At 43.5% G+C, this 13,637-nt stretch carries 6 protein-coding genes and 4 pseudogenes; 4 read left to right on the forward strand and 6 right to left on the reverse strand.

Going from position 1 to position 13,637, the window contains the following annotated elements:
- The first annotated feature begins 136 nt into the window (after positions 1-136).
- Entirely contained in the window at positions 137-1,987 is a 1,851-nt protein-coding gene (gene typA, locus PKHYL_RS02565; RefSeq protein WP_071002295.1) for a translational GTPase TypA, read from the forward strand.
- Between the two features lie 273 nt (positions 1,988-2,260).
- The gene (mscL, locus tag PKHYL_RS02570) at positions 2,261-2,704 is read left to right on the forward strand and encodes a large conductance mechanosensitive channel protein MscL (RefSeq protein WP_058025799.1); all 444 of its coding nucleotides are present in this window, start codon (positions 2,261-2,263) and stop codon (positions 2,702-2,704) included.
- 111 nt (positions 2,705-2,815) lie between these two features.
- Here the strand turns inward: mscL and PKHYL_RS02575 are convergent, their stop codons facing one another.
- The 6 genes and pseudogenes from PKHYL_RS02575 to cysM form a co-directional block, all read right to left on the reverse strand.
- Positions 2,816-3,256 carry a hypothetical protein gene (locus tag PKHYL_RS02575; protein ID WP_071002294.1) on the reverse strand — a complete coding sequence of 147 codons (441 nt, stop codon included), beginning with the start codon at positions 3,254-3,256 and terminating at the stop codon, positions 2,816-2,818.
- A 290-nt stretch (positions 3,257-3,546) separates the two neighbouring features.
- Positions 3,547-4,477 (reverse strand): annotated as a pseudogene (gene mutM, locus PKHYL_RS02580) (bifunctional DNA-formamidopyrimidine glycosylase/DNA-(apurinic or apyrimidinic site) lyase).
- Between the two features lie 55 nt (positions 4,478-4,532).
- A pseudogene (locus PKHYL_RS02585) lies at positions 4,533-7,069 on the reverse strand (RelA/SpoT family protein).
- Between the two features lie 380 nt (positions 7,070-7,449).
- Positions 7,450-9,002 (reverse strand): annotated as a pseudogene (rlmD, locus tag PKHYL_RS02590) (23S rRNA (uracil(1939)-C(5))-methyltransferase RlmD).
- Positions 9,003-9,064: 62 nt separating this feature from the next.
- Positions 9,065-9,889 carry a 3'-5' exonuclease gene (locus tag PKHYL_RS02595; RefSeq protein ID WP_093067765.1) on the reverse strand — a complete coding sequence of 275 codons (825 nt, stop codon included), beginning with the start codon at positions 9,887-9,889 and terminating at the stop codon, positions 9,065-9,067.
- A 27-nt stretch (positions 9,890-9,916) separates the two neighbouring features.
- Positions 9,917-10,873, reverse strand: coding sequence for a cysteine synthase CysM (cysM, locus tag PKHYL_RS02600; RefSeq protein ID WP_186475426.1), 957 nt, complete (start codon positions 10,871-10,873; stop codon positions 9,917-9,919).
- A 573-nt stretch (positions 10,874-11,446) separates the two neighbouring features.
- On the opposite strand from cysM, the gene PKHYL_RS18470 reads away from it, so the two are divergent.
- Both PKHYL_RS18470 and PKHYL_RS18475 read left to right on the forward strand, forming a co-directional pair.
- The gene (locus PKHYL_RS18470) at positions 11,447-12,010 is read left to right on the forward strand and encodes a hypothetical protein (RefSeq protein ID WP_240365906.1); all 564 of its coding nucleotides are present in this window, start codon (positions 11,447-11,449) and stop codon (positions 12,008-12,010) included.
- 275 nt (positions 12,011-12,285) lie between these two features.
- Positions 12,286-12,971, forward strand: a pseudogene (locus PKHYL_RS18475) (ATP-binding protein); the annotation flags it as partial.
- Between the last annotated feature and the right edge of the window lie 666 nt (positions 12,972-13,637).

The raw sequence follows: 13,637 nt of genomic DNA on the forward strand, positions 1-13,637 counted from the left end.
ATTATATTGAGATTTTCTGAGTGATAGCATTTATTGTGTATCATCTAAAATTCAATATTTATCTTATTGATGATAAAAGTTTATCCAGCGGCGCTTATTGCTACTGCATTTTTTTAAGACGACACGAGCATTTTATATGGCGAACGATATCAAACACCTGCGTAACATTGCAATTATTGCCCACGTTGACCACGGTAAAACAACTTTGGTTGATAAATTATTACATCAATCTGGTACTTTTGGCGATCGTGCAAATATTGCTGAACGTGCAATGGATTCAGGTGATATTGAGCAAGAACGTGGTATTACTATTTTGGCTAAAAATACAGCCATTCGTTGGACAGATCAGACTTCAGGAACTGAATACCGTATTAATATCGTTGATACCCCAGGTCACGCCGATTTCGGTGGTGAAGTTGAGCGTGTGATGTCAATGGTTGATTGCGTACTTTTGGTTGTTGATGCTGTCGATGGTCCGATGCCTCAGACTCGTTTTGTAACGCAAAAAGCATTTGAACAAGGTCTAAAGCCGATTGTTGTTATCAATAAAATTGACCGTCCTGGCTCACGCCCTGATTGGGTAATGGATCAAATTTTTGATTTGTTCGATAATCTAGGTGCAACTGATGAGCAGCTTGATTTTCCAGTGGTTTATGCATCAGCGTTAAATGGTATTGCAGGTTTGGAAGCAGATGATTTAGCTGATGACATGACGCCACTATTTAAAACTATTGTTGATGTTGTACAGGCGCCGCAAGTTGATGCAGACGCACCATTCCGTATGCAGATCTCAAGCCTTGATTACAATAGCTTCGTTGGTGTGATTGGTATTGGTCGTATCCAGCGTGGTAAGGTTAAAACCAATACACCAGTTACTGTCATTGATAAACATGGTAAGACACGTAACGGCCGTATCTTAAAAATTATGGGCTACCATGGCCTTGATCGTATTGATGTTGAAGAGGCACAGGCTGGTGATATCGTTTGTATCACAGGTATCGATGCGCTTAATATCTCAGATACGATTTGTGATCCTAATAAAGTTGAAGCATTACCAGCATTAACAGTTGATCAGCCTACCGTATCAATGAATTTCCAAGTAAATAACTCACCATTTGCTGGTCGTGAGGGTAAGTTTGTCACTTCACGTAATATTCGTGAGCGTCTTGAGCGTGAATTGATTCATAACGTTGCACTACGTGTAGAAGACACTGAATCTCCAGATAAATTTAAAGTCTCTGGTCGTGGTGAGCTTCATCTATCTGTACTTATCGAGAACATGCGCCGTGAAGGCTTTGAGATGGGTGTTTCAGGCCCAGAGGTTATCGTAAAAGAAGTTGATGGTGAGCTACAAGAGCCGTATGAAAACGTTGTCTTCGATATCGAAGAAGAGCATCAGGGTTCTATTATGGAGCAGGTTGGTCTACGCAAAGGCGAGATGACCAATATGGAGCTTGATGGTAAAGGTCGTATGCGTATTGAAGCGACAGTACCAGCTCGTGGTTTGATCGGTTTCCGTTCTGAGTTTTTAACATTGACTTCAGGTAGTGGTATCATGACGTCAAGCTTCTCGCATTACGGTCCACAAAAAATCGGTGATGTGGGTGGTCGTTCAAACGGCGTATTGGTTTCTATGGCAAACGGTACTTGCCTAGGCTTTGCACTGTTTAACCTACAAAAACGTGGTAAGTTATTTGCTGAGCCACAGCTTGAAGTTTATGAAGGTATGATTATTGGTCTTAACTCTCGTAACGATGATATGACGGTTAACCCAACAACCGGTAAGCAGTTAACCAACGTACGTGCTAGTGGTACTGATGAAGCGTTGACGTTGACGCCAGCAGTTAAGTTCACGCTTGAGCAAGCGCTTGAGTTCATTCAAGATGATGAGTTGGTTGAAGTCACGCCAAAAGCGATTCGTCTACGTAAACGTTATTTGACTGAAAGTGAGCGTAAGCGTCACAGCCGTAGTAAGAAAAATGCATAATATCGACAGTATAAACTATTCAATCTTTTAGAGCGTTGATTTTCAACACCAAAATTTAATGTCTTTTAGACATCGGAGTAGTTAAAGAATTAGCAGTATAGGGTGAGCTATAGTGGTTCACTTTATACTGCTTTTTTTTTGTTGTAATTTTGAAGAAATAAATACAAAATGAACATTAGTTTTGATGTGTTCAATGATTAACGTTAGAGTGAAGTATGATACTGATTATATAAAATATCTATACGCCTATAGATAATTTTTGAGGAGAATACAATGAGTATGGTTTCAGAATTTAAAGAATTTGCTCTAAAAGGCAATGTGATGGACTTAGCAGTTGGTGTTATCATTGGTGGGGCTTTTGCTACCATCACTAAATCATTGGTAGATGATATCATTATGCCAATTGTCGCTTTCATTGTAGGGGGCGAGATTAACTTTAAAAATATGCTTTTGGTATTGGGTGATGTGCCTAATGGGGTTGCTATGACCTACGATGCACTCAAAGAAGCTGGCGTTCCTGTATTAGCATATGGTAGCTTCATCACTGTACTCATTAATTTTCTAATTTTAGCTTTTATTATTTTTATGATGGTGAGAGTAGTAAATAAAATGCGTCGTACGGAAGCTGTAGAGGAAGCTGTAGTAGAGCCATCAGAAGAAGTACAGTTACTGCGTGAAATCAGTGCTAAATTAAGTAATACTCATATTGTAAAATAATAACGTACGGTTTAGTGGTAACAAAAAGGCTAACTTTATGTTAGCCTTTTCTATTGTCTATTCATAAAGTCATATTTTTGATTTATGCTAAAAACGATCAAACACAGTAGCTTATGGCGTGACAACCACGTAATCGTTAGTATTAATCAAAATCTCTGATGGTTGGTCAACGACAATACGCACAGTATTATTGTCAATAACTTGTGATTTATAATAGTTGTCTTCAGCAACTGTACAGCCTAAACATCTTCCCATAGCATCCCAAGGCTCAACAAATAATTTTTGCTGCGCTTGATCGGCATTTCCACCGATAAGAGAGAAGGGTAGGCTCACGATATAGGCGGCGGTACCAGCCACAGCATTGACCAGTTGTAATGGTTTACCAACAATCGTATCTACTACCATCGTCTCATACGAAGGGCCAAAGTCAGTTTCGTCTATTTCTATGGCTGCAAGAGTAGGTTGCATACTAGCAGCCATTAACGCTAAGGAAGTAAAGACAGGAAACAACTTTTGCTTAACTGCGCGTTTGTTTGTGGCTTTAACCGTCATAACGATATCCTAAAATTTACAATTAGTATGATTAATGGCTGCTGCTGTCTCCATATAGGAATATCGCGGCAACGACAGGTAGGGTAAGTATTACAGAAGAATAAATAGTGCGCACTATTTTTGTAAGCGCTAGCACTATTAAAGCAAGATGTACGCCAATAAGCAACAAGAATACATGGGATATTCTTATGTGAGTAAAAAAATATATCAAACTAGATTGTATTTATTTTGAAAATAGTAGCAGATTTGTCTTTAGTCAAGGTAAGAAATCATATGAGCACTAATTAAGCTTAAGCTAACGGCTGACAATTTGGACAATAAACGCTGGCTCTACCATTGAGCTTAACATTTTCTAGAATGGTATCGCATTTTAGGCAATGCTCTCCTTGCCTACCATAAACATTTAAAGTCTGCTGAAAATAACCCGTTTGACCACTCGCGACTGTAAAATCTCGTAGCGTTGAGCCGCCAAGTTTGATAGCCTTTTTTAATATATCTTTAATATTGTCAACTAAAATTATCAGCTGCTCAAGTGACAGTTGATTGGCTGGGGTAGCAGGGTGAATACCTGATAGGTAGAGGCTTTCCGTCGCATAGATATTACCGACACCTACCACGACTTTTTGTTCCATAATGACAGATTTGATAGCTCGTGCGATGGACTGTGTTCGTTTGGTCGATGGTTTTTTGTTAGAGCCTGTATTGTTATGATCTTTATCGGATAAGTTATTACGTTGAATAACGTTATAAAGATATTCTGCGGTAAAATCTTCCGAGAGTGGCTCAGGGCCCAAGTGGTCCAGTAATTTGCTACCGTAATCTTCATACCATAATACTGAGCCAAATCGTCTTGGATCGTAATAATGTAGCTGAGACTTTGCATTTTCAGAATCCCCTAAATACTACTATTAGATGATCATGTTTACGTTTGTCAGTGCCATAACTGTGCTGCTGTAAACTACCTGACATGCCTAAATGAATCAAAAGCTTAAGTGGTGCTACCATGGCATCATTATCATTAAGCACTGTGGGCAAAAATTTAAGAACAAGATATTTTGCTCGGCGTTCAACGCTATCTAACGTGTAGTCAGCCAGACTACTTAAGTCATCTGGCATCGCCCAACGTAGTTTGGGTTGAAAGACCTTTATGTCAATCACCTGTTGTCCTAATAATGGTGCAAGGCTAGTCTTGGTGGTTTCTACTTCTGGCAATTCGGGCATGATGTTTTATGACAACTCTATTTTTGAGTGAATAATTGGTAGCTTAGCATGTCAACTAAGCCACAGCGCGACGAGCATGTAAGACACCGTGCTGTTGCTCTAGTTTCGCCAGTAACTTAGATAGATGCGCTAGCCCTGAAACTTCGATATGAAATTTCAAAAAGGCGATATTGTCATCGTTACTAAGCGTTTCAACTTTGCGGATATTGACGTTCTCTTTATCAATAATCTGTGTCAAATCACGCAACAGGCCGCGTCTGTCATACGCCTCTACGTGGATATCAACTGGCTGATAGCGACCAGATTGTACTTGCCAAGCTGCCTCTATTTTGCGCTCAGGATCACGCTCGACCAAACGCAGATACTCAGGGCAACCGCGGTTATGAACGCTGACACCTCGCGATAAGGTAATGTATCCGGCAATTGGCTCACCATGTACAGGATGGCAGCAGCCTGCTAAATTGATTTCAATATTATCCAGACCGTCGATACGGATTTTGTAGGCATCGAGCTTGCTCGCATCTCTAGTATCGACGTGCGGTGCAAAGTTCTCTGGTGGTATCTCGGGTTCTAAATGCAGCTGCCGAGAAATATGGCTGGTTAGCTGATTGAGACCGATATCACCTGTGACGAGCCCCACGATAATATCATCGGTCGTATTGACGTGGAAATGCTGGATATAGTCATTTAAGTCAATGCTATTGGGATGCACAGATAGGCGCTCAAGCTCTTTGCTAAGCATCTGACGACCTATTTCAATATTCTTATCACGGTCTTGTTTGTTGAACCATTGACGCAGTTTTGAGCGTGCGCGATTGGTATGAATATAGCCCAGTGAGGCGACTAGCCAATCACGATTGGGCTCACGCGATGCCTTAGTGATGATCTCAACTTGTTCCCCCTGTTTTTAGCTGATAAGTCAATGGCACATAGCGCTGATTAACTCGGGCTGCCTGTGCACGGTTACCAACTTGGGTATGCACATAATAGGCAAAATCGAGAACGGTTGCACCTTTTGGTAGCTCGGTGATGTCGCCGTCACGGCTGAAAATATAGATACGCTCGAGCTCATCAAAATCAACGAGTTGTTCTTCTTCGTCAAGCTCCATGTCATCTAGCTCTTCGCCTGTCATGACAGATGAGCGCGGCTGGTTACGGGTCTCGTTGTTAATAGACAGTAGCTGACGTAGCGAGCTGATTCTTTGATTTAAGTAATTGTCTTTTTTATTCTTCAGGCCTTCTTTGTAATTGACATGTGCGCACATGCCAAGCTCCGCCCTCAAAATGCATCTCCTGAGTACGAATCTGCACTTCAAGCGATTTGTTTTCGGCAATGACGGCGGTATGTAGTGAGCGGTAGCCGTTTGACTTTGGGTTGGTAATATAATCGTCAAATTGCTCAGGAATATAACGCCACAAACCATGTACCAAGCCTAAGACGTGATAACAGTCTGAAGGATTATTGACCAATACTCGCAATGCTCGGATGTCATACAGCTGGTCAAAGGATAAACCTTTGAGTTTCATTTTGCGGTAAATAGAATAGATATGCTTGACGCGTCCGGATACTTCGCCCTCAATGCCAGCATTCGCTAATGCCTCATTGAGCTTCTCTTCACGCTGAATATAAGACTCGCGTTCGCTTCGCTTTTCGGACAGTAGCTTGGCAATCTCTTTGTACCTATCGGGCGCAAGGTAGCGAAACGCCAGATCCTCAAGCTCCCACTTGAGCTGTGCAATACCTAAGCGATGGGCCAATGGCGCATAAATAGTCATGACCTCGCGCGCGACACGAGTTTGACGCTCTGGCCTAGAAAACGTCAACTCACGCATGGCAAAGGTACGCTCTGCCAACTTAATGAGTACCACACGCACGTCGTTGGTGACAGAAATGAGCATGCTATAAATATTTGATAGCTGGTCACGCTGATTATTGACGAAATGATCTTCTAAGCGTTTATTGCTCTCAATAATCTCTGAGAGTTTCCCCATTGCTAAAGTGTCTTTAACAAGGGCTAGGATATCCGCACCAAAATTTTTCTCAACTTCAGCAAGACTAATGATGGATTTGCGGGCACTGCGATATAGCATGGCAGCAACAAGCGCGTCTTCATCTTGATAGAGATAGGTCAATATGTCTGTCATGCCAATACCAGTGACGTAAGCACCTGAGCGCTCAGATTCGCTAGTATTCATGTGACTGCGGATAAACTCACAAGCAGCACTCAGATGAGGTACAGACTCTTGTCCGATACGCTTCGCCACATTGTCGAGCCAAGTGGGTACATCGATATTGGCTTGATCTAAATCAATGGATTCGAGCTCTTCATCTGAGAGCGTATAGGTGTTGTCCAGATACTCGTTTTCAAGCGCGGGGTCGAGGCCATCATAAGTATGTGCCGCTGATCGATCAAAAGTAGTATGTAGCTTGTGAGTTGACAGCTGGTATTTGATATCGAGAGGAATCTGGGCGTAGCTGTTGGCAGATTGGTGAGAGCGTTGGCTCGCTACCAATTGCGCCGCCAGTGTGGCACTGTCGGCCTGCGTGGTTTGTCCATCCACCAACGGCAACCCCTCACGAATTTTTACCATAGCCGACTCCTCTTAGCTATTTTGAATTGATTATAACCTCATCTACTATGCACACACTCCGAATGAACGATTCATAAAGTGCCAGCTATAAACCAATACAACTGCTAAAAATCTGATTTTTAGCAGCCATAAAATGCGCGTAAAATATATAAAGCTACGAGTACAAGTGCTGCTTATACGGCGATATACAGTATAAGAAGATTGTTTACTATTATCTCACTTTGAAAGGACAAATCAAGCTAGGCTCTGTAATGACTTTGGTTAATTATGTGAAATAGTCGTGAGCTATGGGCAAAATATTATCCAAGCTTGGATTCAGTGTTGCGGTCATAATACGGCTACTTAAGAGGTTATTACGAATCATAAGATACGTATAAAAATCAGCTGTCTACTTTTTCAAAACGAGCGATAGACTCGACGTGTCCAGTATGGCAGAACATATCCATGACACCCGCATGCGTCAAGCGATACCCTTGCTCTAGTAATGCTTTGGTATCGCGGGCGAGGGTTGCTGGATTACAAGAAACGTAGACGATACGCTCAGCGTTGAATTTTGGCAAATACTGCATAATCTCCCAAGCACCAGAGCGCGGGGGGTCGATGAGTAAGGCGTCAAAACCCTGATTGGCCCAAGGTTTGTCAGTGCAATCTTTTGTCAAATCTTGACTATAAAATTCAGTATTGCTGATACCGTTACGACGAGCATTGTCAGCCGCACGCTTGGTCATGGCCTCACTACCTTCGACACCCACCACAGAACCTGTTTCACCAACGAGACGTGCTAGCGGCAGGCTAAAATTACCCAAACCACTAAACAGATCCAGTACTCGCTCACCTGCTTTTAAATCTAATAAGTCGCAAGCCAGCTTGGTCATTTGGCGATTGACAGATAAATTGACTTGGGTAAAGTCAGTAGGAATAAATTCAAAGGTCAAATCATATTCTGGCAGTTGATAATATAGGCGACCAAACTGCTCGCTTAGATCATCTGCCTCTGTCAAAGCGATACGTTCAATACTATCAGCACCTTTTGACTGTAGATATAGCTGCCAATTGCGCGCTGCAAAGAATGCTTTTAATTTGTCTATATCAGCCTCTGACAGCGGCTCTAAGTGACGCACGATTAGTGCAACAGGTTGATTGCCGTCAGGCAATTCTGGCAATTGCTCACCCATCGCAAGCTCAAGCTGAGCAATCTTGTCACGGCTCTCTAGCGTGCTGATGAGCGTCTTTAAGTTCTCAATCTCAAAACCGATGCGTGGGTCTAAGATATGGCATTCATTGAGCTCTGCCAAAAAGTTACTTGAGCGCTCACGAAAGCCGACCAGCGCGGTTTCTTTTTGACGACATAGCGCACGCCTAGACGAGCCTTGGTGCGATAGCCAAGACGATCACCTACGACAGGTGCTAGCCAGTTATCAGGTTCTACATTGGCTTGATGCATGAGCATCTCAGCAAGTACGGACTGCTTAAAATTTATCTGCCCATCGGGCTGCCAGTGTTGTAAGTTGCAGCCACCGCAAACACCAAAATGTGGGCAAGGCGGCACAGCACGCTCAGGATTTGGATTGGCAGTGATGCTGATTGCATCGCCTTCCTCAAAACTGGCACGGCTATTGGTGATTTTTACCAGTGCGCTTTCACCCGGTAGGGCAAAGCTTACAAATATTTTTTTGCCATGCTTATCTTCAGCATGGCCATCATCAACCCCAAAACCATTGCCATAGATGGCAACACCGCGACCATCATGTGACAAACCATCAATGTTAAATGGAATCGGCTCTGCATCTTTTAGACGACGGCGCGTTTTTGATGATGGCTTAGATTTTTTCTTGCTGGGTGGAATGGCAATCTTTTGGCTATCATTCGTTTGAGTAACACCGTTCTGCGGAGCAGAATTGGCTATTGAGGTTTTGGAGTCGGTGGGTTGCATAAACCTGCCTTAATAATAAATAACTATAAGAGGAGAATAATAAACTGCTAATAATACGGTTTCTATAATTTGGGTGCCGATGACCAGTCAGCAATAAACTCTTGATGTCGTGGACTACCATCGGCTTGGGTATATTGTGCTAGATAGTCGTAGCTCTGCTGTTGCCACGCATCAAAATCTGGTGAGGACAGCTTTCCTGTCAGACGTAGCCAACGAAGATAGATGAGCCAAGTGTTCATCACATCAGACTCACAATAGATGGAGAGTGTCTGCCAATCACCACTACTGACGAGCGCGCCCACCATGCTACCATCAACGTCAGTTTTGCCTGGTAATCCATATAAACTGGCGACGATATCCATGGCCTCGCGGCGACTGGCACCGTACTGACTAAATCTGTCCATCAAATCAAGATGACGTGTATGGAAGCGATTGACGTAGTTATCAAAGCGCATATTTTTGATACGTTCACCTTCTTCAAACAGCCATGGCGCTGATAAATCATATTGCATAGCGCGATATATCAGTACAGGTATGTCAAAACCTGAACCATTCCAACTGATGAGCTGTGGCAAGGTCTCAAGATCACTGAATGCCCGAAAAAACTTGGCAAGAATGTCTTTTTCGCTAAACTTATCCGCGGTCAATGAAAACAACGATAACTTACCATCCTTGATATACAGTGCCGAGATACAGACAATGCGCTGCAATGGCAAGCGCATAAAATCATGTCCTGCCTCCTGCATGCGGATGGCTGTCAGTGCGCTTAAGGTGTCTTCATCATTCAGTGCAGCCAACTGCGGATAAATACGCCGTGCGCCATCGATATCGGCGACCGTCTCGATATCGAAAACTAGTATAGGGTCGGACGGTAGAGCTTGTGACATAAAGAATCCTGCATTTTTATAAGCTTACTATGCTGCGTTATCTGCATCATTATCGATATGACTGTCATCAACATTGTATAAACCTGTCGATAAATAACGGTCTCCACGATCACAGACGATAAAGGCAATGACGGCATCAGGATTATTTTTGGCGACTTGCGTTGCTGCCCATGCCGCTGCACCTGAGGACACTCCAGCAAAAATACCTTCAGTTTTTGCCAGTTTGCGCATGTAGACTTCAGCGATACGCTGATCGACATCCATGATCTCATCGACCAAGTCTGCATCAAAAATACCCGGCATATATGCAGCAGGCCAACGGCGGATGCCAGCAATAGAAGCGTCTTCATCAGGCTGCAAACCAATGATTTTGACGTCTGGATTTTGTTCTTTTAGATAACGTGAGACACCAGTGATGGTGCCAGTGGTACCCATTGAGCTAATAAAGTGGGTGATCTTACCGTCAGTTTGCGCCCACAACTCAGGCCCTGTGGTGAGATAATGCGCTTGACTGTTGTCAGGATTGTTAAACTGATCCAGTACGATGCCTTTACCATCGGCTTGCATCTGTAATGCCAAATCACGCGCCGCTTCCATGCCTTCATCGACTTCAATCAACGTCGCGCCGTAAGCAATCATGGCATCTTTACGCTCTTGAGTAGAGTTGGTTGGCATCAGTAATGTCATTGGATAACCGCGCATCGCCGCGACCATAGCTAATGCAATGCCAGTATTGCCGCTAGTGGCTTCAATCAATGTATCGCCGGGTTTGATATCACCGCGCTGCTCTGCTTGATAAATCATATTAAAAGCAGGGCGATCCTTTACAGAGCCAGCAGGGTTATTGCCTTCTAATTTGGCTAATAATGTGGCGCCATTTTCGATATGCTCTTGTTCAGGTAGGCGCTGCAATTTAACCAATGGCGTTTGACCGACACAATCGGCAAGCGTGGTGACTTGAGTGATAAAGTTAGCGTTTGACATGGCCGTTGCGGACATAAGAAATCCTTATTTATTTTCTAAAATATTTTTTGGGCGATAGGCTGTGATCGAATCACTATTTTTTATTGTCTGATCATCATTTGAGACAAGCGTTTTGTGTATTGGCTTATAGTGACAGATAAACCAAAACTTAACGGCAGTAGCGTACGCTCTCATTCATCATGAGGGTAAACCATCTAGTGTGGCAAATAAAAAGTTGCGTCATTATATCATTTTGTTGCTAGTTGCGCTTATTGCATAAAAGAATAATACTTGATGAAAGCGCCTTTTACTGGCAATTTTTTTAGGGACAAAAGCAGGTTTTATGGTGCCGCAACCATGCCGTTTAGTAACGTATGTATATTTGTTAGGTTTGCTTAAAGCCATATTGGTCAAAGTTTGTGTTTCATTCACCTTGAATGGGTAAACGCGATTTATAGAATCCTGTTAAGATAATCTTGAACCATAAAAGGCGTATCTTTAAAAAACAAGCTAGCAAGCTTAAGCATTTTTTATGGTAGCGTAGAGACCGTAACAAAATTCACAGACAGCATTTTCGTAGAGAGTAGAGCGAGCATGGCATATAAAAAACGTTTTAATACCAGTAGCGCTTATGGTCAGCTGATCCTATTGGTGTTTTTTACCCATCTGCGTGTTGGCGGCGGTAGGGGGATTTTGGTATTTCACGAAACCATGCGTGCGAGCGATTCAGAGCAAGAGGCACTGGCTGAGGCGGTATTGATTCGTTATACACCAGTCATTGCAGAGCTGATTCCTGATTTGTTGGAGCAAGAACGTCAGCAATCAAAAAGCAGCACAGATGAGGCATCACAGAGTGCGATGACAACGCTCGAAAGCATACAGGATAAACTCGGGCGTATGCAGTCTGAGCAGCATGTACAGCGTATTGCTGTTATCAATGAAGGCAATCAAGTATTGGCGACCGTAGGCTATGGTCTGAACGAGAAATGGCCGCTAATCAGTGACTCAGCAAAGTTTTTATCGCAAAAACCAACGCCTGTAGGCACGGCATATGGCAGCGTGTTGGGTGAGTTTGAGGGCAGACGTTGTGGCTACTGGTCGATATGGACAACGAGCCACTTTATATCGCCCGTTATCGTATCGCGATGGCGCTGGTGATTACCGGTCTGTTTACCATTCTGATTTTATTACTCAGCTTAAATATTTACTCAAAGCGTTGGATTGCACCTATCTATGAGCTGCGTTTGCAATTACAACGTACCCATGTTGATAACTTATATCAGCCTGTACCAGTAGAGTCAGATGGTGAGCTTAATTTATTACAGCAAGATTTGGTCAAGACATTTCGTCGCCTCCATAGAAGTTTTCAGGAGCTCAAGGATCATGCCGAGCAAACCGAAGACGATCTGCGTTTGGCATTTGATGAGATGGAAATGCAAAACATCTCTATTCGAAATGCGCGTGATGCTGCCATCTCAACCAGCCAAGCCAAATCCGCATTTTTGGCCAACATCAGCCACGAGCTGCGCACGCCGTTGAACAGTATCGATGGCTTTATTAACTTATTAGCGCGTCACGGTGAGCTCAATCCTGAACAGGATTTATACGTACAGACTATCCGCAAATCCTCAGCTCACCTACTTGCTTTGGTCAATGATGTTTTGGATTTTTCTAAGATTGAGGCGGGCAAGTTGGTGCTTGATCGTCATGAGTTTGATTTGTATGACACCATTTATGATGTGGTTGATATGCTCTCTCCTGTCTCTGCCGAGAAAGGGCTGCGCATGGCTGTCTTGTTCTATAACGATGTGCCAATGCGTATCAATGGCGATGCGCTGCGCCTCAAGCAGGTATTGACCAATATCGTTGGTAATGCCATCAAGTTCACAGATAGTGGCGATGTGGTCGTACGGGTCAGCTTGGATGATCACCGTGATAACTATCTAATGATTAGCGTGCAAGACAGTGGTAAAGGCATCTCGCTTGCTGATCAAAAATGCTGTTTCAGAGCTTTAGCCAAGGCGATCCGTCAATCACGCGCCAGTATGGTGGTACGGGGTTGGGTCTGGTTATCTCCAAGCAATTAACGCGTCTGATGGGCGGCGATATCGGCTTTCATGACAATGCTCAAGAGAACATCGCCAACCAAGGCGCGACGTTTTGGTTCCGTATGCCAGCCCATGTCGATGTGCTAGAGGCACCAACTGGTCAGACCATTGAGCTGCCAGTATTGGCACCGCTTGCGAGCGAGACAGATGAGTTCAACGTCTTGGTTTGGATCAGTCATACGGCCTCAATACAAGTGTTGAAGGCCAGCTTGCAGTACTTGCCGATTAAGCTCACCCAAGCCAATTCATTACCGGGGGTGCTTGAGTCACTCAAAGAGCATGGCAACTTTTGGGATTGGGTCATCGTCGATGATGACACGCAAGACGATATGATGGCGTTACTCAAGCAAATCCGTCTCCATTATCAAGGCAAACTTGCTGTGTTTGGCTATCAAGTGGCAGCTGACCAAACACTGCTAAACCGCTATCAAGCCAATATCTTGTATGAGCCATTGGACAAAAGACAGCTATATGCAATGCTTGATACACAAAACCGTAGCATGCCAAAGAGCTTACAAGAGCCGCGCTGGAAAGGGATTACCGTGCTGGCAGTTGATGATCATCTACCAAATTTGTTGGTGCTTGATGCGCTATTGAGCGAGCTTGGCATACAAGTCATTACAGCGAGTAGCGGCTTTGATGCCATAGAAATTATCAGTAAACAGCAAACCAAAAAT

The organism is Psychrobacter sp. KH172YL61, from assembly GCF_007182895.1.
In the GTDB taxonomy this organism is placed as follows: domain Bacteria; phylum Pseudomonadota; class Gammaproteobacteria; order Pseudomonadales; family Moraxellaceae; genus Psychrobacter; species Psychrobacter pacificensis.

Bases quoted from the DNA above. Each gene is read 5' to 3' on its own strand.
- PKHYL_RS02595 (WP_093067765.1), bottom strand. From the start codon at position 9,889: ATGTCACAAGCTCTACCGTCCGACCCTATACTAGTTTTCGATATCGAG.
- mscL (WP_058025799.1), top strand. From the start codon at position 2,261: ATGAGTATGGTTTCAGAATTTAAAGAATTTGCTCTAAAAGGCAATGTG.
- PKHYL_RS02575 (WP_071002294.1), bottom strand. From the start codon at position 3,256: ATGACGGTTAAAGCCACAAACAAACGCGCAGTTAAGCAAAAGTTGTTT.
- PKHYL_RS18470 (WP_240365906.1), top strand. From the start codon at position 11,447: ATGGCATATAAAAAACGTTTTAATACCAGTAGCGCTTATGGTCAGCTG.
- cysM (WP_186475426.1), bottom strand. From the start codon at position 10,873: ATGTCAAACGCTAACTTTATCACTCAAGTCACCACGCTTGCCGATTGT.
- typA (WP_071002295.1), top strand. From the start codon at position 137: ATGGCGAACGATATCAAACACCTGCGTAACATTGCAATTATTGCCCAC.